This is a genomic window from Algoriphagus namhaensis, assembly GCF_042649705.1.
Taxonomy (GTDB): Bacteria; Bacteroidota; Bacteroidia; order Cytophagales; family Cyclobacteriaceae; genus Algoriphagus; species Algoriphagus namhaensis.
Genome location: NZ_JBHRZS010000007.1, coordinates 96,324 through 123,216 on the forward strand (window position 1 = coordinate 96,324; position 26,893 = coordinate 123,216).

At 41.2% G+C, this 26,893-nt stretch carries 22 protein-coding genes and 2 tRNA genes; 18 read left to right on the forward strand and 6 right to left on the reverse strand.

Translation table 11 applies throughout. From position 1 onward, the window contains the following. The 14 genes from ACFOSV_RS08780 (at nucleotide 1) to ACFOSV_RS08845 (ending at nucleotide 13,154) form a co-directional block, all read left to right on the forward strand. Nucleotides 1–1,209: a PP2C family protein-serine/threonine phosphatase gene (locus ACFOSV_RS08780; protein WP_377905517.1), complete on the forward strand. Its 1,209-nt coding sequence runs from the start codon at nucleotides 1–3 to the stop codon at nucleotides 1,207–1,209. After that, the gene (locus ACFOSV_RS08785) at nucleotides 1,209–1,835 is read left to right on the forward strand and encodes a polysaccharide deacetylase family protein (protein WP_377905519.1); all 627 of its coding nucleotides are present in this window, start codon (nucleotides 1,209–1,211) and stop codon (nucleotides 1,833–1,835) included. The genes ACFOSV_RS08780 and ACFOSV_RS08785 overlap by 1 nt, the downstream gene beginning before the upstream one ends. Beyond that, entirely contained in the window at nucleotides 1,832–2,935 is a 1,104-nt protein-coding gene (locus ACFOSV_RS08790; protein ID WP_377905521.1) for a glycosyltransferase, read from the forward strand. The genes ACFOSV_RS08785 and ACFOSV_RS08790 overlap by 4 nt, the downstream gene beginning before the upstream one ends. Further along, nucleotides 2,932–3,714, forward strand: a complete 783-nt coding sequence (locus ACFOSV_RS08795) for a TatD family hydrolase (RefSeq protein WP_377905523.1) — start codon at nucleotides 2,932–2,934, stop codon at nucleotides 3,712–3,714. Before ACFOSV_RS08790 ends, ACFOSV_RS08795 begins: the two co-directional genes overlap by 4 nt. A 39-nt stretch (nucleotides 3,715–3,753) precedes the next feature. Continuing rightward, nucleotides 3,754–4,821 (forward strand): asparaginase, encoded by a 1,068-nt coding sequence (locus ACFOSV_RS08800; protein ID WP_377905525.1) that lies wholly within the window; start codon nucleotides 3,754–3,756, stop codon nucleotides 4,819–4,821. Between the two features lie 91 nt (nucleotides 4,822–4,912). Further along, a tRNA-Ser gene (locus ACFOSV_RS08805) sits at nucleotides 4,913–5,000 on the forward strand. An 870-nt stretch (nucleotides 5,001–5,870) separates the two neighbouring features. Next, the gene (locus tag ACFOSV_RS08810) at nucleotides 5,871–6,680 is read left to right on the forward strand and encodes a MotA/TolQ/ExbB proton channel family protein (RefSeq protein ID WP_377905527.1); all 810 of its coding nucleotides are present in this window, start codon (nucleotides 5,871–5,873) and stop codon (nucleotides 6,678–6,680) included. A gap of 49 nt (nucleotides 6,681–6,729) precedes the next feature. Then, nucleotides 6,730–7,059 (forward strand): hypothetical protein, encoded by a 330-nt coding sequence (locus ACFOSV_RS08815; protein WP_377905529.1) that lies wholly within the window; start codon nucleotides 6,730–6,732, stop codon nucleotides 7,057–7,059. A gap of 1 nt (nucleotide 7,060) precedes the next feature. Continuing rightward, a complete protein-coding gene (locus ACFOSV_RS08820) occupies nucleotides 7,061–7,693 on the forward strand; it encodes an ExbD/TolR family protein (protein ID WP_377905531.1) in 633 nt (210 codons plus the stop codon). 1 nt (nucleotide 7,694) lies between these two features. Then, entirely contained in the window at nucleotides 7,695–8,159 is a 465-nt protein-coding gene (locus ACFOSV_RS08825; RefSeq protein WP_377905533.1) for an ExbD/TolR family protein, read from the forward strand. A 61-nt stretch (nucleotides 8,160–8,220) separates the two neighbouring features. Next, nucleotides 8,221–9,537 carry an MFS transporter gene (locus ACFOSV_RS08830; protein ID WP_377905535.1) on the forward strand — a complete coding sequence of 439 codons (1,317 nt, stop codon included), beginning with the start codon at nucleotides 8,221–8,223 and terminating at the stop codon, nucleotides 9,535–9,537. Then, nucleotides 9,537–11,003, forward strand: a complete 1,467-nt coding sequence (locus ACFOSV_RS08835) for an NAD(P)H-hydrate dehydratase (protein WP_377905536.1) — start codon at nucleotides 9,537–9,539, stop codon at nucleotides 11,001–11,003. The genes ACFOSV_RS08830 and ACFOSV_RS08835 overlap by 1 nt, the downstream gene beginning before the upstream one ends. Nucleotides 11,004–11,048: 45 nt before the next feature. Then, the gene (locus ACFOSV_RS08840) at nucleotides 11,049–12,236 is read left to right on the forward strand and encodes an MFS transporter (RefSeq protein WP_377905538.1); all 1,188 of its coding nucleotides are present in this window, start codon (nucleotides 11,049–11,051) and stop codon (nucleotides 12,234–12,236) included. Between the two features lie 75 nt (nucleotides 12,237–12,311). After that, entirely contained in the window at nucleotides 12,312–13,154 is an 843-nt protein-coding gene (locus ACFOSV_RS08845; protein WP_377905540.1) for a DUF3667 domain-containing protein, read from the forward strand. A 31-nt stretch (nucleotides 13,155–13,185) separates the two neighbouring features. On the opposite strand, the gene asnS is transcribed toward ACFOSV_RS08845, so the two are convergent. Then, complete coding sequence (gene asnS / locus ACFOSV_RS08850) at nucleotides 13,186–14,637, reverse strand: asparagine--tRNA ligase (protein ID WP_377905542.1); 1,452 nt, start codon at nucleotides 14,635–14,637, stop codon at nucleotides 13,186–13,188. A gap of 175 nt (nucleotides 14,638–14,812) precedes the next feature. Between asnS and rpoN the strand changes: the two genes are divergently transcribed. Together rpoN and ACFOSV_RS08860 are read left to right on the forward strand one after the other, a co-directional pair. Further along, nucleotides 14,813–16,261, forward strand: coding sequence for an RNA polymerase factor sigma-54 (gene rpoN / locus ACFOSV_RS08855; protein WP_377905544.1), 1,449 nt, complete (start codon nucleotides 14,813–14,815; stop codon nucleotides 16,259–16,261). Then, on the forward strand, nucleotides 16,261–16,881 hold the full coding sequence (locus ACFOSV_RS08860) for a PA-phosphatase (RefSeq protein ID WP_377905546.1): 621 nt from the start codon (nucleotides 16,261–16,263) through the stop codon (nucleotides 16,879–16,881). The genes rpoN and ACFOSV_RS08860 overlap by 1 nt, the downstream gene beginning before the upstream one ends. Before the next feature lie 44 nt (nucleotides 16,882–16,925). Here the strand turns inward: ACFOSV_RS08860 and ACFOSV_RS08865 are convergent, their stop codons facing one another. Further along, nucleotides 16,926–17,675, reverse strand: coding sequence for a porin family protein (locus ACFOSV_RS08865; RefSeq protein ID WP_377905548.1), 750 nt, complete (start codon nucleotides 17,673–17,675; stop codon nucleotides 16,926–16,928). A 171-nt stretch (nucleotides 17,676–17,846) separates the two neighbouring features. Here ACFOSV_RS08865 and ACFOSV_RS08870 point away from each other — a divergent pair. Beyond that, nucleotides 17,847–17,920: transfer RNA gene (locus ACFOSV_RS08870), tRNA-Arg, on the forward strand. 325 nt (nucleotides 17,921–18,245) lie between these two features. Here ACFOSV_RS08870 and ACFOSV_RS08875 read toward each other — a convergent pair. Beyond that, complete coding sequence (locus tag ACFOSV_RS08875) at nucleotides 18,246–18,683, reverse strand: DsrE family protein (RefSeq protein WP_377905550.1); 438 nt, start codon at nucleotides 18,681–18,683, stop codon at nucleotides 18,246–18,248. 221 nt (nucleotides 18,684–18,904) lie between these two features. On the opposite strand from ACFOSV_RS08875, the gene ACFOSV_RS08880 reads away from it, so the two are divergent. Beyond that, nucleotides 18,905–19,132 carry a hypothetical protein gene (locus ACFOSV_RS08880; protein ID WP_377905552.1) on the forward strand — a complete coding sequence of 76 codons (228 nt, stop codon included), beginning with the start codon at nucleotides 18,905–18,907 and terminating at the stop codon, nucleotides 19,130–19,132. Nucleotides 19,133–19,159: 27 nt separating this feature from the next. Here ACFOSV_RS08880 and ACFOSV_RS08885 read toward each other — a convergent pair whose 3' ends face one another. The 3 genes from ACFOSV_RS08885 to ACFOSV_RS08895 all read right to left on the reverse strand — a co-directional run bounded on the left by ACFOSV_RS08885 (nucleotide 19,160) and on the right by ACFOSV_RS08895 (nucleotide 26,809). Continuing rightward, on the reverse strand, nucleotides 19,160–20,389 hold the full coding sequence (locus ACFOSV_RS08885; protein WP_377905554.1) for an MFS transporter: 1,230 nt from the start codon (nucleotides 20,387–20,389) through the stop codon (nucleotides 19,160–19,162). Between the two features lie 116 nt (nucleotides 20,390–20,505). Continuing rightward, a complete protein-coding gene (locus tag ACFOSV_RS08890; protein ID WP_377905555.1) occupies nucleotides 20,506–23,232 on the reverse strand; it encodes a hypothetical protein in 2,727 nt (908 codons plus the stop codon). A gap of 82 nt (nucleotides 23,233–23,314) precedes the next feature. After that, nucleotides 23,315–26,809: a hypothetical protein gene (locus ACFOSV_RS08895; protein ID WP_377905557.1), complete on the reverse strand. Its 3,495-nt coding sequence runs from the start codon at nucleotides 26,807–26,809 to the stop codon at nucleotides 23,315–23,317. Nucleotides 26,810–26,893: the final 84 nt, after the last annotated feature.

Below are 26,893 nucleotides of genomic sequence, written 5' to 3' on the forward strand. Positions count from 1 at the left end.
TTGAACTCGGACAATTTCAAATATCAGCGGAAGGAATTAGAGCTTAAAGCTCTTTTAGAAATCACGCAAGCCATCAATGAAAACCAATCGGAATCGGTTTTATGTGAGATTTTTAAGTTTACCTGCCTCGTCCACCTCAATATCAAAAGCCTTCTTTTGTATGTGGCTAAAGACGGTGATTTCGAGAAAAGGATTCAGCATGGAGTTAAGGCTTCCATCCCAACGATCATTCCTGCATCACAGGTCAAGGATGAGAAATCGAACGGAAAATTAAGATTAGAACTAGCCGAAGGTTTTTCTTTTGAAGAGCTGGAAACGTATCTGCCGGTTTATCACAAAGAGAGAATTCTTGCCATTCTATTGCTGAAGCGGAAAGATACTAGTGAGGAGTTGGATCTTAATTTCACACAGGCGCTTTCCAATATTTTGGTTGTGGCATTGGAGAACAAGCGCTTTGCCAGAAAGCAGCTCGAGCAGGAGGTACTTAATCGAGAAGTGGCTATTGCGAGCAATGTGCAGCAAATGCTTTTTCCTGCTTCCTTGCCCTATACAGAGCATTTGAAGGCAAAGGTGACTTATTTTCCATTCCGACAGGTAGGCGGGGATTATTACGATCTCATTATCAAAAATGATAAAACCTACTTTTGTATTGCTGATGTATCGGGAAAGGGTATTTCTGCTTCGCTCTTGATGTCCAATTTCCAAGCAGCCTTACGTACGCTACTTCGGAGCAATGCCTCAATGGAGACAGTCATTCACCAGTTGAATTCGACCCTTTATGAAAATACAAAAGGGGACAGATTTATAACCTTTTTCCTAGGTTGTTACCGAGCATCTACCGGTACCCTGACTTATGCCAATGCTGGGCATAATCCTCCATTACTTTGTCTTCCTAATACAAAAGATTGTCAAGAGCTCAACGCAGGTACCACGATTTTAGGCGGATTCGAAAAGCTACCCTTTTTGGAAATTGAGACCTTAGAAAATGTAGATGATTTTTACCTTCATATGTATACTGATGGCCTGACCGAGGCGCTCGATGCAGATGACCAAGAGTATGGAGAGGAGCGATTAAAAGCATTTGTCACTCAAAATCGTGAGCTCGACCCAAAAGAATTTCATACGAAATTTATGAAAGAGGTGAAGTCATTTACAGGAAATATTCCTCTTAGAGATGATCTCACGATGCTAAGCTTAAAAATCCAATAATGGTCTGGCATGCCGTTCCTTGGTGGGTACAAAATCTTTTTCCAGAGAGAGTTTGGAAAAATAATGAGACTGAGAATTCAGTTCATCTCACATTTGATGATGGACCGGTACCTGGGGCTACGGACTATGTGTTGAAGGAGCTAGAAGTGAGAAAAATGAAAGCCACTTTTTTCATGGTGGGTGACAACGTCCGAAAATATCCGAACCTCGCGAAGGAGGTATTAGCCAATGGGCACGCTATAGGAAATCACACCTTTCATCATCTGAATGGCTGGAAAACGGCTAAAGATATTTACATGGAAGATATCACTGAATGTGATAGAATTATCCAAGGTATTTTGGGTATCACGCCGCGACTCTTTCGTCCTCCATATGGTTTGATGAGTCCTAATCAGGCCAGATTAGTCTTGAAACAAAAGAAAGTCATCATGTGGGATGTGCTAAGCGGAGATTATGATTCATCTCTTTCTTCTGACCTGATTCTCAAGGAAACGATGAAATTGACCAAACCAGGTTCTGTTATCCTTTTTCATGATCAGGAGAAAACGAAGAAGATGTTACGGGATATTTTGCCTCCGTTTTTGGATCATGTATTGGAAATGAATTGGAGAACTAAATCATTATGATTTGGATGTTAGTGGTACTTTCAGTTTATGCTATACTCCAATTTTTGGTATTGACCTTTTGTATCCAATTTAAATGGAAGAATTGGGGAAGGCAGGGAATAAACGAGTGTACCGCCTCTATTCTTATTCCATGCAGAAATGAATCACGAGATTTACCCTATTTGTTGGCTTCTCTTGAAAAATTGGATTTTCCGTCTGAAAAATTAGATGTCTGGCTGGCGGATGATCAGAGTTCTGATAATACCGCTAAGATTCTTTCTGAATGGTGTAGCAAAGCTGAAAATCGACACTTTATCCAAATCAGTGCAGATGAGGAAGCTAAATATCATATCAACGGGAAGGCGAATGCTCTGGCTATTCTCAGTCGAAAATGTGAAGGAGAGATACTCTTTTTCACCGATGCAGACTGTGAAGTTCCAAGCAAATGGTTACAAGAGGGGGTGCGATCTTTTCCATCAGATGCTGGGATGTTGCTTGGAGTCACCCAAGTGAAGAGTAAAGGGCTATTCGGCAAAATGCAAGAGGTGGAATGGTGGCATACATTGGCAATCGTGAAAGTCACCAGCGATCTTGGAATGGGCCTGACCGGGCTTGGAAACAACATGATGGTGAGGAAGGCAGCATTAATTCAAAGTGGAGGGTTTGAAAGTCTTCCAGACTCCCTCACTGAAGATTTAGCCCTCAGCAGACAGCTTGTAAGTCAGGGTTATAAAGTTGTGCAGCAAGTGAGTCCGGAGATTTTGGCCAAAACCAAGGCCGAAAGAGGGATCAAAAATTTCCTAGAACAACGAAAAAGGTGGATTTCGGGAGTGGTTTCTCTTCCTTGGTATTTCCAGCTTTTGCTGGCCTTAGAACTATCCTTTTATCCAGCAATCATAAGTTTGACTATTTTGAAATTGTCACTTGGGCTTAGTATTTGGGGGTTAAAATTGCTGGTTCAGAGTATATTTATCCAAGTATTTGCCTCCAAAGCAGGTCAAAAAGTGAGATTGTATCAGCTTTACTTATTCGACTTTCATCAAATTGTCACTGCTCCCCTCAGTATCCTTTACTATTTTTGGCCCAGCAAAATCTCCTGGAAATCCAGAACCTATCCATGACCTATATCGATACCCACGCTCATATTTACTCCCGAAAGTTTCAGCATGACATTGAAGATGTGATGAAGAGGATTGAAGAGTCAGGTGTATCTCGGGTCTACATGCCAAATATAGACGTAGAGTCTATTGAGAGCATGCTCGATATGGAAAGAGACTACCCTGGAATTTGTATTCCGATGATGGGGCTTCACCCATGTGATGTAAAAGAAGATTTCAAAGAGCAGCTGAAAATAATGGAAGCCTGGTTCGAAAAAAGAGCCTTTGCCGCCGTGGGAGAGATTGGTTTGGATTTGTATTGGGACAAAACACGTTTAGCAGAGCAAACAGAAGCACTTCGAATCCAAATTAATTGGGCGAAAAGGCTACAATTACCTATCGTTTTGCATTGTAGAGAATCCATGGACGAGACCATTGAGGTGGTATTGGATGAATTGGACTCCGGGCTTTCCGGTATTTTTCACTGCTTCACAGGAAACTTAGAACAAGCCAAAAGAATCATTGATATGGGCTTTTACCTTGGTATAGGAGGTGTAGCTACCTTTAAGAATGGTGGTTTGGATCAGGTTTTGCCCCATTTGTCTTTGGATCATATAGTGTTGGAAACAGACGCACCATATTTGGCCCCAGTACCACATAGAGGAAAAAGAAACTCTCCGGAGTATCTTGATATCATAGCTGAAAAAGTTGGAGATTTCTTTGGGGTATCAAAAGAAATCGTCGCTAAAAAAACGACCGAAAATGCGCTTAAAGTGTTTGCTGCTTACGAAAGTCAACTGTAATTTACAGCGTATTATTGGTACTGAGGATTGAACAGAAGAATGAATTATAAAATCGTAAGGCTCAAAACGGGGCAAGACTCTACACATACTTCCTCGGTCTTAATCATCTATACTGGAGGAACGCTCGGTATGGCATATGACGATACAGGAGCTTTGGTGCCCTTTAACTTTGGGAAGATTCTGGAAAAGATTCCGATCCTCTACACCATGAATATTGCCATAACGGTGATTTCATTCCCCGAGCCTATAGACTCTTCTAATGTCACCACGGTCCAATGGGCAGACATGGCCTATATTATTCAAGAAAACTACGATAGTTATGATGGTTTTGTAGTGCTGCATGGTACGGATACTATGGCCTACTCAGCATCTATGCTGAGCTATATGCTCCATGATCTTAATAAACCGGTGATTTTTACAGGAGCTCAATTGCCTATTTCAGCCATGCGATCTGATGCCCGAGAAAATCTCGTAACCTCCTTAGAAATTGCCACAGCAAAGCTGAACAATCAACCCATAATCCCAGAAGTATGCGTATTTTTTAATCATATGCTGCTGAGAGGCAATCGAGCCAAAAAAGTACAGAGCCTTCACTTTGATGCTTTTGAATCGGAAAACTACCCGCCTTTGGCAGAAGCAGGAATTGTAATCGACTACAATACTGCCTATATCCGACCAGTGGAAATGGGTAAAAAATTACAAACCCGGAATACACTTGATAATCATGTGATGATTTTAAAGCTATTTCCAGGCATTACTGAGGATATTCTGGATGCTTGCTTCTCTATTAAAGGGCTACGTGGCGTGGTGATGGAAACGTATGGATCGGGTAATTCTCCGAGTGACGATTGGTTTATGAACTCTCTCGAAAGGGGATTAAAGAAGGGATTGATCATTCTCAATGTTTCTCAATGTAACGGGGGCCGTGTGATCCAAGGAAGATATGAAACAAGCAAAGAGCTACTCAATCTGGGCGTGATCAGCGGTGCCGACATGACCACTGAAGCGGCAGTGACCAAACTAATGTTCTTATTAGGCCAAGAAAAAGATCCAGAAATCGTTAGAAAAAGGCTGAAAATCCCACTTGCGGGAGAAATGACAGCTTGACATCAGGTTATTTTTCTATAGCACTTGGAAAGGGGAGGATTAATTTTTTTCTTTGCACTCCGATTTGGCAGAAGTCGGAAAAATCAAACATAGAGAGGTGTCCGAGTGGTTGAAGGAGCACGCCTGGAAAGCGTGTATACCCCTAAAGGGTATCGAGGGTTCGAATCCCTTCCTCTCTGCAACAACCGACTTTAGAAATAGAGTCGGTTTTTTTGTTTAATACTCAATAATTAAAAATATGGGATGAGAATCCTCGGGTTCGCAATCGACCAAAGGGAGATTCACGAGGGGCTGTGTGGCATGCATGCGCGTACGAGCAATCCCTTCCTCTCTGCAAAACAAGCCTTTTCGCAAAGCGAAAAGACTTGTTGCTTTTTAGCCGCCAAACTCGCTTGAGTGGCCAATAATCAAAAAGACCAAAACACACAAAGTTAGTAGGCTAATAGGCTTGGTTTTCAACTTTCCCTAAAGCGAAAGGGCATGTTTTACTATACAAGTAGGTCAACTGAAGGGGAAATCTTCTTGATTAAGGGATGCTAAACTCAGGATTATCCTTGCTTTTAGTTTACCTTATTTTGCGAAAAGCCATACCAATTGCTTCGTATTTAAGAAGTTTATACGGTAAACGATAAATGACCAATTCTTTTTCTTTTGGGTTGAAGAATTTTTTTTGAAAAACTTTTTTGAGAAAAAATCACATGTTTCAAAAGTTTTAAAAATCCATGTAAAAAGTCCAAATGGACAGGGAAGTGGCTAAGCAAATCCTCTAACATGCTGACTGAAGTAACCTTAGAAGAAATACTGATTTATAAATAGTGTGATTATTCAAGCCTGAAACGCCAAGTATGGCTATTAAAAGCTTCGGCAAAAGCTCAAGAAATAACCCCGTTCGTGTAAAAACTGCCGAATTTCGATTTTTAATCCCTCATTTTTCACAAAAATCTAAAGAGGGTAATTGTTTTTTGAATTTAAAAAATGATAACTTTAAAGCTCGATTTTATTGTAGAAACCATTTAACCTTTATCTAAAGTCTATTTAAATTTCACATTATGAGAAAGTTTATCGCTTTGTTCATGCTTGCAGGAATCCTATTCGTACCTGCTTTCGCTAACGCACAAGAAGCAGCAGCTGATTCCGCAGCGCAAGAAGAAACCACACCTGTAGCAGAGGAGCCTGCTGCGTCTCCCACAATTGTTGACGATGAGATCGTTGCAGAGGAGCAAAGCTTCCACCAAGTAGTAAAAGAGAAATTCATCGAAGGTGATCCAGTGTACATGACACCAGTATTGATCTGTTTGATCTTGGGTCTTGCTGTAGCTTTGGAGAGAATCATCACTTTGAACCTTTCTACTACCAACACCAAAAAACTTCTTCTTAAAGTTGAAGATGCTTTGGCTTCAGGTGGTGTAGAGGCTGCTAAGGATGTTACTAAAGGAACTAAGGGTCCTGTAGCTTCTATCTTTACTCAAGGTCTAATGAGATACTCTGAGGGTATTGAAATGGTAGAAAAATCTATCATCGCTTACGGATCTGTGGAAATGGGACGTTTGGAAAAAGGTCTTGTCTGGATCTCTCTATTCATCTCTCTTGCACCGATGCTTGGTTTCATGGGTACGGTAATTGGTATGATTGGTGCATTCGACTCGATCGAGGCAGCTGGTGATATCTCTCCATCTCTTGTAGCAGGTGGTATCAAAATCGCCCTTTTGACAACAGTAGCAGGTTTGATCGTTGCGATTATCCTTCAGTTGTTCTACAACTACTGCGTAGCTAAAATTGATTCTTTGGTTAATGACATGGAAGATGCTTCTATCACATTGGTAGACATCTTGGTGAAGCACAAGTTGACTGGTAAGTAATCCAGGATTCCTGTTTCATTTCAATTTATTAACCCCAAAGAAAAATATTATGGATACTTATGACATTTTATTATACGGCTCTTACATACTGATTATCGTAGGTGCGGCAGTTGGTATCTTAATGCCACTGATCAAGTCTTTGGATAATCCAAAAAGCTTGCTTAAGACGGCAGTAGGAATCATCGGTGTTGCGGTACTTTTCTTTATTGCTTACTCTATGTCTAGCAATGAGGTACTACCAAAATTCGAGGCCGAGCCATTCAATTTGACTCCTGAGCTTTCTCAAGCTGTAGGAGGTGTATTGATCACTACATATGTGTTGGCTATCATAGCACTAGTAGGAATTGTATTTACAGAACTCAACAAAGCGATAAAGTAATATGGCTAGAAAGAAAAATAGAATGAGTCAGGAGGTCAACGCAGGATCTATGGCAGATATTGCTTTCCTGCTCCTGATCTTCTTTCTCGTCACCACGACCATCGCGTCTGATAAGGGTATCTTGAATATCCTTCCGCCAAAGATTGATCCAAATCAACCACCACCGGAAATTGACAAAAACGAGCGTAACATTTTCAACATTTTGATCAACGCTAATGATGATCTTCTTGTAGAAGGTGACTACCGTGAGTCTTCCGATGGATTGGATGAGGATGTTAAAGCCTTCGTATTGAACTTTGCCATCCCTGATGAGGAGACCCTTCCTTTGTATAATAGCCTACCAGCTTCACTCAAGGCACTTAGTGCCAAGGATCCAGCTTCGTCTGACAATCCGAAAGAGGCTGTAGTTTCTATCAAGACGAACAGAGGAACAAGTTATGAAACCTATCTTGAAGTGTTTGACCAAGTTAAAAAGGCATACTTCGATATCTACGCAGCGCGAGTTAATCTGACAACAGATGAGTACAGAGCGCTTACAGGTAAAGATGATGCTGAGAAGGCATTGCAAGATCGTGGAAAAGAAGGAATCCCTATGGCGATTTCAATTGCAGAACCAGATAAAATAGGAAGCTGATATGGGAAAGTTTGGAAAGAAAAACAAGGTTTCGGAAAATATTCCAACCTCCGCACTGCCTGATATTATCTTCATGCTTCTATTCTTCTTTATGGTGACCACCGTATTGAGAGATCAGGAGATCTTGGTAGAGCAGAAGCTTCCACAAGCTACACAGCTTCAGAAGCTTCAGAAAAAATCTCTTATTTCTTACATTTTCATTGGAAAGCCTAAGAACACAGCCCTATACGGTACTGAGCCAAGAGTGCAAGCAAACGATGCCCTTTTGAATACTGATGATATCGTGCAGTGGGTGAATAGAGAGCGTGATGCCTTGGCCGAAGCAGATAGAGGCTTAATCACTATCTCTATGAAGGCAGACCGTGAAGTGAAAATGGGTCCAATTTCTGATGTGCAAACAGAACTTCGAGAGGCAGATGCTAGAAGGGTTCTTTATGCTTCGGTTGGAAAATTGGTGAAAAACTAAATAAAACAATTCTGTATATTGAAAGCTATTCCGATTATCGGGATAGCTTTTTTTATTGCCTATGTTTCAATCTTCCCTTCAAAAGCGTCGAGTCCAAAATGGATGGGCTATGTACGATTGGGCCAATTCTGTTTACAGTCTAGTTATTACCTCAACCATTTTTCCAGTCTATTATAACAGTGTGACGAAGTCTGCTGAAGGTTCTGATTTGGTAGACTTTTTTGGTTTTGAGATGATCAATACAGTCTTGTATTCGTATTCCATTTCTTTTTCCTTTTTATTGATAGCCTTAATTTCTCCTTTACTTTCCGGGATAGCGGATACTGGAGGTAAAAAACTCGAGTTTATGAAGTTTTTCTGCTATCTGGGCTCTATTTCATGTATTGGACTTTTCTTTTTTGAGGGGGATAATCTGGAATGGGGAATTCTTTGCAGTGTAATGGCCTCCGTTGGCTATGCTGGCAGTATCGTATTTTATAATGCCTATTTGCCTGAAATATCAGAAGAAAATGAGTACGATTTATTGAGTGCGAAAGGCTTCTCATTAGGGTATATTGGTTCTGTCATATTACTTGTTGTGAATCTAATGATGATTCAAAAACCGGAATGGTTTTTCATTGCAGATGACGGCGTGGCTGCTCGTCTATCCTTTTTGGTGACTGGTCTTTGGTGGGCGGGATTTGCACAAATCACATTCAGGGTACTTCCTAAGAATCCTTTTGGAAAGAGAATTACTACTCAAATTCTTTATAAAGGCTATAATGAAATCAGGTCTGTGTGGAATGAAGTGAAGAAGATGAAAGTGATGAATAAATTTCTTCCTGCTTTTTTCTTTTATTCTATGGGAGTACAAACCGTGATGTACCTTGCTGCATCATTTGGAGACAAGGAGTTGGGCTTACCTGGTGATCAATTGATCTTGACCGTGCTGATTATTCAATTTGTCGCCATAGGTGGGAGTTACTTTTTTGCTTATTTATCTAAAAAATTCGGAAATAAAGTCAGTTTGATGATTATGGTATTCATCTGGATCGTGATCTGTGGTGCTGCCTATTTCGTCTATTCGCTTTATGAGTTTTATGCTTTAGCCTTCGTCGTTGGGCTTGTGATGGGAGGGATCCAATCCCTTTCTAGATCTACGTTTTCCAAGCTTATTCCAAAGACTACAACCGATCATGCTTCCTATTTCAGTTTCTATGATGTCACAGAAAAATTAGCTATTGTAATTGGGACTTTTTCTTATGGAGTGATTGAGCAGCTTACGGGTAGTATGAGAAATAGCTCCTTGTCTTTAGGTATTTTCTTTATTGTTGGGTTAGGGTTTTTGACTTTAGTTACCATTCCCAAGAGTGACTTGTCGACAAAGAATGCCAACTAATGATGATTAAGATTGTAAAAGGGGACCAGATAAAAGCCCTAGATCGACTGCATCTCAGTCTTTCTGGTCAGTCCAGTATAGAGTTGATGGAAAGAGCTGCGCAGTCATTTTGCGATTGGTTTATTCCCAATCATGCGCAGACCGAGGTAGTTTCAATTTGGTGTGGGGCAGGGAATAATGGTGGGGATGGATTCGCCATTGCAAGGATTTTATCTCGTAAAGGGTTCACTGTGGAGGTAAAATGCTGTTTTGAAAACTCTACAAAACTAAGTGATGATGCACAGCGCAATTTTGAAAGACTTCCTGAAATCATCCGGGTAAGGCCTTTGGATGACCATGTCAATAAATCAACTGTATTAATTGATGCCTTTCTTGGTGTTGGATTCAGAGGGGCTCTTAAAGAATCAGCTGTTGAAATCATTGAGAAAATGAATCGGCATTCTGCCAAAAAAATAAGCGTGGATATCCCTAGCGGGCTCCCTTCGGAAGAACTTCCTTCGGGTGCTGTTTTTCTAGCGGATGTCACGGTTAGTTTTGCTCAGCCAAAATTATCACTCTTGCTGCCAGAGAATGAAGCAGTAGTTGGTGAATTGGTGGTTTTAGATATTGGGGTTTTCTTAGAGGTCTATGAAGGATTTGATACAGACTTTTATTATATCACTCGGAAGGATATTCCTGAAAAACACCATCGTTTCGGGAGGTTTAGCCATAAAGGAGACTTCGGGAAAGTGATGCTTATGGGGGGTAGCCTTGGGAAAATGGGGGCAATTCTCCTCACTGGTAAAAGTGCACTGCGGACAGGTTCTGGTTTACTTCAACTAAATATCGATAAGGATCAAAATTTGATTGCTCAAGTCGGGCTTACAGAAGCCATGACCACCGTTGATGAAAAACCTGATCTAAGTGGAATCGATGCTTTGGGAATAGGCCCAGGATGGGGTACTGAAAACCGCTTGGAGAAACTTGAATATGTTCTTGAGAATTTTTCGCGTGGAATTGTACTCGATGCTGATGCGCTTAATTTGATTTCGAAAAATGAGAAACTTCTTCTAAAGCTCCCAGCCAACACAATCCTTACCCCACATTTGAAGGAATTTGATCGCTTAGTGGGGTCTAGTGAAAATCAACTCGAACGATGGCAAAAGGCCAAGGAGTTAGCTATGGAATTAAGAATAATTATCGTTTTGAAGGGTGCAAATACTTTGATCAATTTGCCTGATGGCAGGCAGCTATTTAATTCTACTGGGAACCATTATATGGCTACGGCTGGTTCGGGTGATGTTCTGACAGGAATGATTACTTCCTTTCTTGGGCAGGGGTATTCGCCTGAAAATGCCGCAATTTGTGGTGTTTATCATCACGGTCTTGCCGGAGAAATAGCCTCTAAAAGTAAAAGAAGAGGATTGATCGCTGGAGATTTAATACAGACCATTCCAGATACATATATTGAGCTTGGGATCAAATAGTCTTTCTCAAGTAGTATTTTTAATTCTGATTGCAGTGTTGCACTAATGAAAAACGAAAAACTTTTACTCTGGACCCTTGCTGCAATCAATTTCATCCACATTGTGGATTTTATGATTTTAATGCCATTGGGGCCGCAATTGATGCGAATATTCGATATTTCGCCGCGTGAATTTGGGCTTTTGGTTTCATCATACACCTTCAGTGCAGGGACGTCGAGTTTTTTTGGAGCGTTCTTTTTAGATCGATTTGATCGCAAAAAAATTCTTCTCTGGGTATATGTAGGTTTTTCTATTGCAACACTTGGTTGTGCTTTGTCACCTAGTTATCCCATTCTATTGGCAGCTCGCGTACTTTCGGGAGTTTTTGGCGGCCTTACATCTGCTTTGATCTTGGCTATAATAGGAGATGTGATACCTGACGCTAGACGAGGAAGGGCAATGGGGCTGGTCATGGCAGCTTTTTCTGTAGCATCGGTTTTAGGAGTGCCAATGGGGCTGTTTTTAGCAAGCCTTTCGGATTGGCATAGCCCATTCTATGTGCTCACCGGCTTGTCTGTTTTGAGTTTAGGAATGATCATTCGCTACATCCCGTCGATCAGTGCGCATTTGAAAAATGAAATTGTAAGGCCAAATCCACTGGTAGTAATCAGACGAGTCACGAGTAACTCCAACCAGATGCGAGCAATTGCTCTCTCTGTGATGATGATGTTTGGGCAATTCATGATTATTCCCTTTTTGAGTCCTTATACGGTTGCCAATGTGGGCTTTACTGAGATGCAGCTAGCTTACATCTATATGGCAGGTGGAGCATTCACGATCTTTACATCTCCATGGGTAGGTAAAATGGCCGACAAATATGGGAAGCTGAAAGTGTTCACCATTTTTATGTTTTTAAATATTATCCCAATTGCTGTGATTACTAACCTGGGAGTGACTCCAATTTACTTCGTTTTGATGATTTCAACGATGTTTTTTGTGACTTCCAATGGTCGCTATGTGCCGGCAGCTGCGATCATTACTGGTACCGCTAAGCCTGAAAATCGAGGAAGTTTTCTCAGTTTTAATTCCGCTGTGCAGCAAATTGCTACAGGGGTGGCTTCACTTATCGCAGGAATTATCATTGGAGAAAATGCTGCTGGGGAATTAACCAATTTCAATCTGGTAGGGTACATCGCAATATTCTTCAGTCTCCTTTGTATTCCCTTAGCCAGACGTGTGAAAATTGTGAGCTGATTAAGTTTCGTAATGTGCTAATTATTTGCCATTCGGTGTTTAGGGCTTAACTTATGACAGAAAGTTAAGAGGCTTGTGAAGAACCAAACATACTATTGTGCCAATTGTAATGCTGAGCTAAAAGGTCTTTATTGTTCGGAATGTGGGGAAAAGCGAATAGAAAATAAGGACAAAAGGGTTCAGCATTTTTTAGAAGAGGCTATTTCATCTGTATTTGTAGCCGATGGTAAGTTTTTTAAAACCATTAAGCTTTTGGTCACTCAGCCAGGTGAGTTGACGAGAAGTTTTGTACTGGGGATTCGTAAAAAATATCTCACCCCGCTCCAGCTTTTCTTCTTTGCCAACCTAGTTTATTTCATTTTTCCCTTCATCTCCGCCTTCAATACCACGCTTGAGATACAATTGACTCAGCTTCCGTACAGTGACTATATAGAGCCTATGGTCACTGAATATTTAGAAGCTAATGAGCTAACGATGGAAACTTTCAAGATTGATTATGAGCGGGTATCAAATTCCAATGGGAAGCTCTTATTGATTATACTAGTCATTTTGCAAGGGCTTTTCTTAAAGGCCTTATTCTTAAAGAGGAAGGATTTATTCCTCTTGGATTTTCTTGCTGGGTCAGCATACTTCTACGGCTTTTATATTTTGTTTCTATTGGTACTTCTTCCAGCCCTTTTCACATTCCTGATTGAGTCTTTGGGTGGTTCGCTTTACGGAGTAATGAACGAAGGCGTTATAACGGTTATCCTACTTTTCGGGATTGTTATTTACATGTATTTTTTGATCAAAAGGGCATATGATACAAGTCCAAAGGGCGCTATTTGGCGAAGTGTACTTTTGGGTTTATTTATTGTTCCGACGTTTATTATTTATCGTTTTATTCTTTTCTGGATCACTTTCTGGATGGTGACTTAAAAAAATCCCCGACGAAAGACCGGGGATTAGTTTAGAATTCTGCGTTTCCTGGTGTCCTTGGGAATGCAATCACATCCCGGATATTTCCCATCCCTGTAACGAATTGGACCATGCGCTCAAAGCCAAGTCCAAATCCAGCATGTGGGGTACTTCCGAATCTTCGCGTATCCAGAAACCACCACATTTCCTCTTTAGGGATGTTCATTTCGTCCATTCTGGCGGTCAATACATCTAATCGCTCTTCACGCTGAGATCCACCGACTATTTCACCAATACCCGGAAAGAGGATATCCATTGCTGCCACGGTTCTGCCGTCTTCATTTTGGCGCATGTAGAAGGATTTGATTTCCTTCGGATAATCTGTTAGGATCACAGGTTTGTTAAAATGTTTTTCGACCAAATAGCGCTCGTGCTCTGATTGAAGGTCTGCTCCCCATTCATCAATAAGAAATTGGAATTTCTTCTTCTTGTTAGGCTTAGAATTTCTTAAAATCTCGATGGACTCGGTATAGGTAATTCGTACAAACTCATTTTCTGCTACAAATCGAAGTTTTTCCAAAAGTGCCATTTCAGATCTCTGATCTGCAGGTTTTACCTTTTCCTCTTCGAGAAGTCTATTTTCCAAAAAAGCCAAGTCATCTTGACAATGCTCCAAAACGTAGCGGATCAAGTATTTCAGAAAATCTTCAGCAAGGTCAGCATTATCCTCTGCGTCGTAAAATGCCATTTCAGGCTCGATCATCCAAAACTCCGCCAAATGGCGTGTAGTGTTGGAATTCTCAGCTCTAAATGTTGGACCAAATGTATAAATCTCTGAAAGAGCCATAGCGGCAAGTTCACCTTCAAGTTGTCCGGAAACGGTTAGATTTGCCTCTCTTTCGAAGAAATCTTCATTGAAATTAATACTGCCATCCTCGTTTTTGGGAGGGTTTTGGAGGTCCAAAGTGGTCACTTTGAACGTTTCTCCAGCACCTTCTGCATCTGAAGCGGTAATTATGGGCGTGTGGATGTAGAAAAAACCTTTGTCATTGAAATACTTGTTTACCGCAAAGGCTAGCGCATGTCGCACACGAAATACCGCGCTGAAAGTATTAGTGCGCATTCTGAGATGGGCGATTTCACGAAGAAATTCAAGCGAATGCTTTTTAGGCTGAAGTGGGTACTTTTCAGGATCAGCTTCACCCAGCACTTCAATTTTCTCTGCATTTAATTCAGAGCTTTGACCTGAGCCTTGGGACTCGACCACCTTGCCCGTGACTTTGATACAGGATCCAGTCGTACATTTCTTTAGGATGTCGTCAGGAATAAGGTTTGGATCAGCCACAATTTGATAATTGGTGATCGTCGATCCATCATTCAATGCAATAAAACTTACATTTTTATTTCCTCTTTTGGTTCGAACCCAGCCCATTAAGGTCGCTGTTTCTCCAATTGGACTTTGCGCAAGCAAAGCCTTGATTTTTACCCTTTTGTTGAATGCCATCTTGGAATTTTTGTTTGCCGAGAATGTAGGTCGTCCACATTGTTATCGGTTTGCAAAAAAACGATTAAATAAGCTTTTTATCAAAAAATTGCTTGTTTTTCCTAACTTTGATCAGAGTCCTTTGGGCCGAAAAAAACTCTTTCTTTTAGCGCTACATGGTGTTATATTGATCTGAATGCAAAAGCTTAATTTAAGTCAGTCTCTTTCCCAAAAGTTATCTCCACAGCAGATACAGTTTATCAAGTTATTGCAGGTGCCCACCGCAGAATTAGATACTCGAATCGAAGAAGAGTTAGAAATTAATCCTGCCCTCGAAGAAGGTAAAGATGAGGATCCTGCCAAGGATGATTTGGATGATAACTACGATGAGGAGCCTATAGCTGAGGATCGAGACGTAAATCTAGATGACTACCTGGGAGATGATTACGGAGGTTATAAAATGCAAGGGGATGGAAATTATAGTCCAGATGAAGAAAATCGTGAGATTCCCATCTCAAGTCAGGCTTCACTCCATGAACTTTTAATGGGCCAATTGAACTTTTTAAAGCTTGATGAAAGACAAAAATTAATTGGGACTCAGTTAATTGGCAGTATAGAAAATGACGGGTACATCAGGCGTGACTTAGATGCCATTATTAACGATTTAGCTTTTAGCCAAAATATAGAAACTGACCTGGATGAACTGGAAGAGATTCTGCGGAAAATCCAAAACTTTGATCCGGCAGGTATAGCATCTCGCAATCTTCAGGAGTGTCTTTTACTCCAGCTGGAGCGGAAGGAGCACCCAGATGATCCGACAGTCCAAAATGCGATCATGATCATTCAGGATTGTTTTGAGGAGTTCACTAAAAAGCATTACTCCAAAATTCAAAAGAAATGTGATCTCACGGATGAAGAAACCAAAGATGCAGTTCATCTGATTACTAAATTGAACCCTAAGCCGGGGGGAGTTTCTGATGGGCTTGTCAAGACACAATACATAATCCCGGACTTTATTCTTAACTCTAGCGGAGGGAAGATGGAAGTGACTTTGAATTCGAGGAATGCTCCAGAGCTGCGTATATCCAGGTCTTATTCTGAGATGTTTGATGCCTATGACAAGAGTGATAAAAAGGACAAAAAACTAAAGGAAACCGTCACTTTTGTGAAGCAGAAACTAGACGCAGCCAAGTGGTTTATTGATGCCATTAAGCAGCGCCAAAATACGCTTTTGAGGACTATGGAAGCTATTTTGAGTTATCAGAAAGAGTTTTTTGTGGATGGAGATGAAACACGCCTTCGTCCGATGATTTTGAAAGATATCGCAGAGAAGATCGATATGGATATTTCCACCGTATCCAGAGTGGCTAATAGCAAAGCAATTCAAACAGAATTCGGAGTGTATCCACTTAAGTATTTCTTTTCTGAGGGGATTTCAACAGATAGTGGAGAAGATGTTAGTAACCGAGAGGTGAAATCTGTACTTCAGAGTATGGTAGATGAGGAAGATAAGCGCCGACCACTTTCAGATGATAAATTGGTAAAGCTTTTGAATCTCCGTGGATATAATATAGCGAGGAGAACAGTCGCAAAATATCGAGAGCAACTTCAAATTCCTGTTGCTAGACTAAGAAAAGAATTGTAGTGCTGAGGCAAATTGCTCTAGTTATTTCCGTGGTTTTTCAGCCCTTACTAATTCCTTCCTTGGTCTATGGTTTGGTCTTTTTTATTGTGCCTGAGGCCAGTAGTATTCCCTATGAACTTAAGGGCCGTTTTTATTCTCTCATTGTTTTATCCACCTTATTGATTCCTTTGATCACGATCATTGGGTTTCGCCTTGCGGGAGCAGTGAAAAGCTTACATATGGCTACTCTGGGCGAGCGGTATATTCCTTTCACAGTAATTTGTATTTACTTTGCTTTGACTACTTATTTTTTGAGAGAAAAGGTTGAGTTTGACCCAATTTTGTGGCAAATACTATTGGTCATCACCGCTGTCATAATCGGACTTACCGTAGTCACCTTTTTTTGGAAAATGTCTGCTCATATGACTGGGTTGGGTGGTCTGCTTGCAATGGTTGTTGTGATGGCGGCTGTTTTTCCCACATTCAGACCATTATATCCTTTACTCGGAAGCATCATTCTTTCAGGAGTTGTAGCTTCTTCGCGTCTTTACCTAAATGCTCATCGCCCAGTTGAGATTTATGCCGGGTTTTTGTACGGCTTTATCTGCTGTTATTTTGGCTTTCACTACATTTGGACATAAAAAAACCGGAGCTATCCTCCGGCTTGATTTTTTTGATTTTGTCCTTAGAAAAGGGTCACGGCTACGCCAAAATTGATTTGGTTTGCTTGTGTACCAGAGGGGCCTAAGCCTTTTTGGAAAAGTTGGTTTAACCCAAAATATCCCCAGGCATAAAATCCAGGTGTGCCCGCTTTTACTGAGATGCCATAGCGCACTTTTTCTAAACCATAGTTTTGTGCGTCCTTCACTGATCTTTTCAGTCTATTGGAGTCTTCGTATCGGATTTTGGTGTGAGCATTATAAAGGAATCCTACTTTTCCCCCAACGCTCATTCTGAAGCCTTTCAGGTAGTTAGACTTATTCAAATGATAGACAATGTCAATTGGAATATCGATGTAATTAGCGGCAAAGGTATTTTTGTTTACCACAATGTTGTCTCCATACACTTCTTGCACCTCCAGAAGCTCACTTGACTCTGGCCCTAAATCAGGATTGTTGAAAAGGTTTTGTTCGTCCTGAAAAGCCATTTTATCAGTACCAAATCCAAAACCTGGCTTGATTACAAACCCAGAGTTCTCACCGAGAATTTTCACTGGATACTGATAGTAAATATTTAGGGTACGCGACTGGAAAAAGCCAACGCTAAGTTCTTCACTGCGATTATTCAGTTGATTAAACCCAAATTCAATTGACAGATCACTTGGGATATTTGGTCTTCCACCGATAGGTGTTTTTGGTTTTTTGATAGGTTGATCTTGTGCTTGCACAACCTGAAATAAACAAAGGGTAACGAGTAAGAGGTATATTTTTTTCATCAAAAGGGTGATGCTTTTTTGTAATTCAATGCGGGCAAAAATAGGAAATATCGAAGGATATATCCCTGTTTTGATCTTAATTATTCTTAAGGCTAGTCTTGATAAAACGTAGGAATATAATAAAGAGTGTTTGTTGTAAATGGAATTTTAAATACCTTTGCACACGCAAAAGGCCTCGTAGCTCAACTGAATAGAGCACCTGATTACGGCTCAGGAGGTTTCAGGTTTGAATCCTGACGAGGTCACAAAGGTAAAAAACCCAGCCATTCGGTTGGGTTTTTTTATGTCTTGATCATAGGGCTCAGGAGTTTTTAGCCCACGATGGCTATCGGGGTGAACCCGTTATCTTGAAAGAACTTGGTGGCAAGTTTAGTTGAAACAATTGTTTTGGGCTTATAATTTCTTTAAACCATGCTCTTGCTATTAGCAACGATTGTTCAATTACCATTTAATCTGCCTAAGTGGCTTGTTGGTGAATTTTGGTTTCTCTTCCCTTTTTGGAGATTTGGGAAAGGGGGAGTAGCCTTTTGGGAAAATAACCCGTTCACTAAAGTCTAGGGATTTCACTCATCACTGTATGGTATTGTATCCCAAAGCCTGAAGTTGAAGCATTCGTATGGTGGCAGTTTCTACCACGGTCAGGCCTGGGAAGAGATCCTCTTCAGCTACGCCTTGCCGTTTCATAGCAATATTACAAATACTTATTCGCACCTTTTCGCGGTATTTTTCCAGGTCTTTTTCCAGTTGTGAGCCTTTGATCATGGTTTTAACCACAGGGCCTTTTACGATGATTTCAAAATTTTCTACTTGTACCCCATTAGAGATGAGGACCTCGTACATCCCCAAGGCTCCACGAAGACCATCTTCATCCGAGACGCCAAAGGCATAGTTTGGAGTTTTGTTGAGATCAGTGACTGTTTGATTTTCGAGGCGGGTTTGCGCTAGGAGATTTTGGATCGATGTGAGGCAAAAAAAAATGAGAGCGAGTCGTAGTGTATTTTTAATCATGAGAAATGAATCCAAGTGAAGTTTGTCTAGGTGGTTAAAAGTATAAAATTATATTTTGGGATTCCCGCTTTTCTACTCATACCAAAATAATTCCCCTTAAAATCAGCAAGGAGGATCAACCCCGAAAATGTCCTTGACTCCTACAGTTGATTTGGTGAATTTTTATTCGGTTTTCTTCCCTCATTATTTTTACAGATATTTCCACCTGAGAAAATGATCACATGAGAAAACTCGGTTTGATATTCATCTTAATTCTTTCCTTTTCCTGTTCTCTGCTTGAGGTGGAAGAGTTTACAGGTGGTTGTACCATTATTTTGGCTGATGGAAGCTCCATACAGGTAGATGGGATAGAAATTTTGGAGCCCACACAAACCATTACCTATCGCGATGAAGACGGTAAGCTTTGGTCCCTATTTAAGGAGGACTATAGAAGCTATTCCTGCAATTAAAAAAAGCAGCCCGAGGCTGCTTTCAAATCAATGAGCGGCTGCTGCTGTCGCAGGTTTTGAGCCTTTTTGCCAGAAGAAAAAGATTATAAATAGAATAATCAAAGTTCCTGGGAACAAAAGCATTTTCTCTAAAGTATCTTGTCCAGCGGCTAATTCTAGATCAGTTCCAGACAGGCCTGCAGCTGCATTGGTGGCATTAGCATCATCAATCCAGCTACCAATGATAGGCTGGAAGATAGCCGTCGAAAACATCCCTACACCTCCGATAATTGACATTCCTAGGGCGCCACTAAGTGGTACTCTTTGGGCTACAGCTCCAACCATCACCGGCCAGAAATAACCAACGCCCAGAGCGAAGATTACAGCTGCCACATAGGCCATGGGTCCTGTTACTGTACTGAAGAGATACACGCCTATGGTAGCTAGAATAGATCCGGTCAGCAAGACACCTGTTTGTCCGAGTTTTGAGACTACTGGACCGGCAAAGAATCGTGCTACTGCCATTACCCCAGTGGTCAAAGCCAGTATCAACATTGGGCTAGCTCCACTAGATCCCATGATCAAACCTACCCATTGCTGAGGGCCAAATTCTGAGATGGCAGTAAGTGCCATTGCGCAGAACAAGAAAATAAATACTGGGGAAAACATTGCCTTAACATTCTCCAAAAGAGAAGTGGCTCCTTCTACCTTCGGTTGAGGGAAGGTTTTTCCGAAAAAAAGAACTGCATAAATGATAGTTGGCACCATCATAATCCAAATCTGCGCTTCCCAGCCCATATTTAGATCGGTCATGAATTTCGAAATCAAGGAACCCAATACAATTCCCCCGGGGAACCACATGTGGAATCTATTGAGCATTTTATTCATTTTCACGCCTGTGTACATATCCGCGATCATAGGATTACAAGCAGCTTCCGTACAGCCATTGCCAAATCCAATGAAAAGTGTGGAGATCAAAAGTGTGCTATATCCATCAGCGAAAATTGTCAATAAAATACCTAAGGTATGGGTCACAAATGCAATTCTCATAATGTTTGCCGGCCCAACTTTGTGATAAAAAATTCCCCCTAGGATCATGGAAATTGGAAATCCTAAGAACCACATGGAGTTGATAAAGCCAAGTTGCTCAGCGCTGAGGCCGAACTCGTCCCCAAGTTGAGGTAGGATCCCAGCCCTGATCGCAAAGGTAAAAGCGGTGGTAATCAGCGCAAAGCAGCTCGCATTGAAGAGCGCTGTCTTGTTAATAGATTGAGTCATAGAATAGATAGGTTACGGGTTTTGGTAAGCATTTCAATCGTTTGAATGGATTGAAAATAGGAAAAATATCCGATTTCAACTTTCCCGTAAATAAAATTTCTAAAACTGGATGGAATCTATTCCAATACTAAGAGGGATCCAGTGACTTTTTCATTGAAGCCATACTCGGTGTTTCGAAGGAAGAGTACAACCGCATAGGTGCCTAAGGGGATTTTTCGACCTTGACTAGTGCCATTCCACCTTAAAATTGGAACTCTAGGCTCGAATCCAATAGCCAAATCTCTATGAATCAGTGCTCCTTGTCTGTTTATAATCAAAAGTTCTGCTTCGGTCACACCCTCGCTTACGAGGACCCTGAAATCCTTATCCGGATTGTCTAGGACCATGGCATTGGGAAAAACGTGGTCAAAGTCGCAAACTTCGAAAGTCTCAAATGGCTTCGAAAATTCACATCCGTCCACTGTGGTCACAAAAAGGGTATAATCCCCAACTTGTTTAGGCTTAAAAAGCCGTGAAGTGGAAACCAAATTTTCCTCGAAATACCAGGCATACTCTAAATATTCCCCAGGATCTAACGGGGGAAGCGTGTTTTCTTTGGAACAGACGGCAACTTTATCAGCTATTTCAGGCAAATCTAAAAGTGCACTCAACTCTACATTGATGAAGTTTCTGCCAATTTCACATCCCAACTTATTGAAAACGACGGCTTCATATGCGCCCACTTCAAAGACTTGAATTTCAAAAAGGTCTTTAAATTCATCGAGGTCTTGACGCTGGTTTTGAGTGTCGTAATAAATCCATTCTATAGATACCACTTCCTCTTCATCTGTTTCTAGACTGACCATGGCAAAATTTGGATCAGGGCAAATTTTAGTTGCGGTCAGTTCCACATCAACCTGTAAAATCGGCGGCTCTATTTCGAATTCAACTGGATTTACCGGGCAGAAGCCACTCTCTAAAGGTTGAACTACCAAACTATATTTGCCTATGGCTGTGGGATAAAATATAGGATTTCTCCCTACGATTTCCCCCTCTTCATTAAGCCATCGAAGGCTAGCTTGGCTATTGTCAATTCCTTTGAGCTGGGCTTCAAAAACTTTGTTCCCGAAACAATCCTCTTCAATTAAGACGACCTCATATTGTATGGCTTGTGAAAGAGTGGCGGTAAAGGTGGACTGCTTTGGACATTCTCCTGAGGAGCTATCTCTATTTCTCGCCTCCAACACATATTCACCTGCCGTTGTCAATGTAAAAGCCTGACCTGCATTACGATTTTCCACACGTCCATCAGGAAACGTCAGGGTGAAAGCTAGATTTTGACCTGTTTCAGGGATAAATTGAAAAGTCTCACAAATGTTGATTTGATCCGGGATACTGAAATCCACTTGATCCTGATTTTCTATGGTAAATTCCTGAACAGGGTAGGTGCATCCATCGATTTTCAGCTCAAAAAAGTAGGTCCCATCAGGTAAGTCTACACGTAAGGAATTTTGGCTATCGATGGTTCCTTCTTTAACAGTTCCCGAATTTAGGGCAAGGATTCTATATTCTCCTAAAGCTGGTCCCTCAGGAAAATCAAGATTTATCCACCCAGGTTTTACTGAAAATCCATCACAGGTTTCTTTTCCGAGTGTGTAGTTCACCTCCACTTGCGCAGGAGGATTTGGGCTCGTAGGCGGATCTTCAGCTTCAAGAATCATTAATGTGGTAAACTCACATCCGTTGCTGTATCCCGAAACGGTATAAATCTGTGGCTTTAGATCTTCGAAAAGTCTTTCTTGGCCAGAAGGAATATTGGATTGAAAAAAATTCAATTCCGGGATGACAAGCGAATCAATAGGACTTTGGGTACTCACAGAAAAGATTCCTGTGGGTTCTGCGCAATCTCTTGGTTCGTTGATTTTTCTGAGTTCAATTTTCGGTGCTTCTGAAACTTCAAATGTCACACTTCTTTCTGAAGGACAGTCTGGGAACAAAGGGTCTGTTGCGACAAACGAAGCAGTATAAAATCCTGGTTCCGTCAAATCAGAGCGATCAAGATTGATAGAGAAAGCGCTTCCAATGTCTTCTTTTTGTGTAGCCCCAGGTTTTTGTAAAAACCATTGCCCTGAGATTGGGGTATCGGTACTTAGACGGATTCCTTGACCCTCACAAATTCGAGTAGCTGAAGCCCTCACCTCAAAGTCCAAACTTGGGCCCACATAGGTGTTTCCAGTGATCAGGCAGTTTTGACTTCCGTCTGATCCGGAGAGAAAAAGCTCTACAAAGTACCGGCCTTCAGCTAGGGTGTAAAATTTATTTTGATCACCGACAATATTGCCGGCTCCGTCTCGCCAAATAAATGAATATTGATTTAAGTTTGGAGAATCTTCATCAAGTGCGATAAGTTCCACTGGTTCAGTTCCACACAGCAAATAATCGGGAAGCAAGGCTATCTCTGGACCTTTGGTGACTTCACCTTCAAGTGTACTTTCATAAATAATTTCTGTTCCTCGACGTACGGATAAGGCTACGGTGAATGTACCTATCGAATTAAAGGAAACTTTGATTTCATTGAATTGTCGACCACCTGTACGATCAAATAATACTTCGCCTGAGCCCGTGGTCACCAGCCAAGAATAAATATCCGTATCGGGATTTCCTCCTCCAGAAAAAGTCCCAATCACCCCTCCAAAAACAATACAGAGGCTTTCGGGCCCATTCAGCTCTGGATCAGCTCTAAAGGTTTCGGATTCAGTAGAATAGGCATAGGTATTCCCCAATTTACCAAAGGCAAAAAAAAGAAAAAGGGCAATGAAAGGAATTCCAATCTTCCCAAATGGAAATTGGTCAAAACCGGACAAAAAGAGGTAATTTTAAGGGTGTGGGACAAAGTTAAGCACCTTGTCGATTCGCTGCACAATTGTTCAAAAAATGTTCCAGTTTTTATTCAATGACCAAAATCGTCCCCAATCTGTATTGGTGAATATTTTGCCCGTAGTTTTTTAAGTTTAGCCTTACGGCATAGGAGCCATTTGGAATGGCTTTACCTTCAAAAGTTCCATCCCAAGAACAAGTAGCTTCTTCGCTTAATAAGTCAAATTCTTGACAATAAAATATTAATTGTCCCCATTGATTAAAAATAGAAACTTCGAGTTCATCGATAAGGTAATTGGTGTAAACCAGAAACTGTTTATCCGGGTTGCTTGGTTGTATCGCATTGGGAAGGCTCACTCGTAATTCACACTCTTCTTCAGCTAAGAATGAACCAGAGTATAGACAGCCCTCAGGGCTCGTCACATGTAAGGTGTACTGGCCAGGATTGATAGGTTTGTAAATTCTAGATGTGGATACCAATACATCCTCTAAATACCATTCATAGCTTGCAAACGAACCAGGATCGATGCTTGGGCCGATTTCATAGCGAGAACAGACTTGATAGCTTTCTGCAAGTTCGGGCCTTTCTGGGTTAGTAACTCTAATTACTAGGGCAAGATCAGAACCGAGAAAGCAACCGATATCATTAAAGGCTCTTACCTCGTAGGTACCTTCGTCGCTTACTTGAATAGATTCTTGATTTCTCAAATTCACCAATTCAGATTCATTTCCATCAAAATCCGTAAACCACCATTGAATTTGTGCCAAATCATCCAAATTCGCTTCTGTGGTCAAAGTTGTAGAAGGAGAGTCGGGACAAAATGGATCCACCAGCAAATTTACTTCAGCGACTAAAATCAATTCTTCTATTTCAAAATCAATTGCTTCTATATCGCAGGCAATGCTATTTAAGGGCTGCACCTCAAGACTATATAGTCCATTTGAACTAGTGGAAAATATTGCTTCGTCAGCGACAGTCACACCTGAAGGATCTCTCCAAATGTAAGTAACTTCATTGGGAGAATAATTATCTACTTCTGCAAGGAAAGTCTGATTTCCATCACAATCCTTGCTTTGATAAACTGTTCTGAAAATTGGAAAAGGGTTCACGGTTACATTCAGAGTTTGAATGTTTGGACATAATGTGTCAGAATTTGGGTCAAAAGCATAAAAGCTGTAATCTCCTGTCTGATTAAGGAGGAAGGCTTCTCCAGCAGGTTTCTCTTCCACGCTACCATCAGGCGCCGTTACTTGGAAAATTAAAGCTTGAGTAGTTTCCGGGGTGAATTCAAATTCCTCGCAAATGGATAATGAATCAGGAACTGTGAAAGAAATTAAATCTGGATTTACAACTAGTGTGATGGTTTCTCTTCCAAGTTCGCAATTCTTACCGATGGCCGGGATTCTACTAAATACCGAAGCTTCGTAGACCCCAGCTTCTGTTACCGTTATTTCAGTTTGATCCTTGAATTGGGGTAAGGGCTCTATAGTTCTGTCTGAATCATATCTTCTCCATTCGATGTCTGTAATTTCTTCTGGAAAAGTACTGGTCAAGCTTATAATCGCTCCGGGCCCAAGCTCACAAAGCTGGGTGCTTTCCAGGCTTAGATCAACTGAGAGAATTGGCTCTTCGATTAAGAACTCCACTGGAGGTATCGGACAGGCTTGACTTCCTCTTGGTTGAACATCTAGCTTGAAGAGTCCATTGGTTACCGGGATCAAGAATTCACCTTGACTGACAATATTGTCATTTTCATCAAGCCAGGTGAAAATAGCATCATCCGGATCAGCCTCCTTTATATCGGCTTGGTAGATTCTGTTTCCAAAGCAATCCTGTTCAATCAGGATGGGCTCAAAGTCAATGGGGTCTACCAGAAATACTTCAAAAGTTTGAAGTTGGGGGCAAATTAGGTTTTGATCGGGAATCGCTCCTAATATTTCATAGACTCCAGCTTGATCCAGCGTGAACGCTTCACCGGCATCTTTGACCTCTATTTCACCATTTGGCTTTGTTAGCGTAAATTCTAGGGGTTGAGAGGTAATGGGGATGTAGTCAAAAGTTTGGCAAACAGATATTTGCTGTTGGATAAAAAATTGAGTCTGTTCTAGCGCATCAATAAAAATCTCCTCTCCATTGGGTAAACTACAGCTCTCAAGGTCAAAAACTTCAACAAAATATTTACCTCCGGAAATTTCGACGGGGTAGGAGTCACTTCCATCAAAGTCTCCATTTCTCACTATGGATCCTCGTTCATTGATTACTCTATATCCACCTTCTACAGCACCATTGATCAGTCGTATCAAAAATGAGCCTTCATTTTTCCCAGTGGCTGTGCATTCTTCTCCTTTCATATCCAGTATTTCGAATGCAAGACTTTGAGGAGCATCCTCCAAACTTACTACCGTAGCTAATCGGAATACACAATCGCCCAAAGTTCCAAGTCCAGTGTAGGTACCGGATTTTAAGCCAGTAAACTCAAAGGTATCTCCTGGCAATAGTGGAGGACTTACTTGGCCAGATCCTGCAATAGTAACTTGATCAAGTGCTGTTACTGCTTCGATTATTATACTTCCATCAGGTACCTGGCAGCCCGTGGAACTTAGGCTAGAAACCACTCGAAACTCTGGGTTGGGATTATAAGTCAGGGGAGTGCGAGCCTCTAAGGAACAATTAGGGTCTTCCTCGTTGTCTACTCTGAAGATTATTTCGTATTCACCTGGACCAGCTAAAGCGAAGCTCGGCTCAAGAAAAATGGAAGTTGAAGTCGTAATTAAAACCTCTTGCGGATCCCCATCCTTTAGATAATACCAATCTCCAAGAACCCCTAAATCTGTGGTAAAATCTACAGGCTCGCCTGGACAAGTTGTAGTGGCACTTGCAAGGATTGAAACCTGGTCTGCTAAGGCAACCGAAGTGGAAAGCGTTCTTTCACAGGCTTTCTCACCTTGACTATCTTCAAGATAAAAAGTTACGGAATAGTCGCCAGGGCTCACAATGTTAAGGTCATTGGAAGTGCTGATGACGGTTCCTGATTCATCTTGCCATTCAAAAATGTATTCATCAAATCGGGAACTGGCTGGATCAATAGCTGAAATGATCAGGTTTTGGCTACTACATGTGGTGTAATCCGGCCTGAGAGAGATTATGGCGCCAGGGATGATTTCTACGTTTTGGCTTTCAGTATAAATTATCTCTGAACCCCTTGACACTGATAAGTTCACCACGTGTGCACCAGTTAGAGAAAATGTATAGCTTAAAGTTTGGAAACCGGCACCGCCCGCCCCGTCAAATAAAATTTGCCCAGAAGGCCCCAAAATTTCCCAAGAGTACACATCGGTGATAGGATCTCCAGCTCCAAAAAAATCGCCAATCACTGATCCGAAGACTATACAAAGCCTTTCCGGTCCACTCAGTGAAGGATCGTTGAAGCTTGAAGTAGTCCCTGTGTTTTTTTGGTTTTTAAAATATGTAAAATTCTTCCCTGCCAAAGTCCCAAACAGAACCAAGCTTAAGGCCAAAAGAAGGCTTATGCTAAAGAAGAAGAGTTTAAGATTTTGAGCCAAAATATTCTAAGGAATGGGAAATAGATAGTAAAAATACCATAATTCCCATTCATCCAAGAATAAATCTGAGTCTTAAACTTCTGA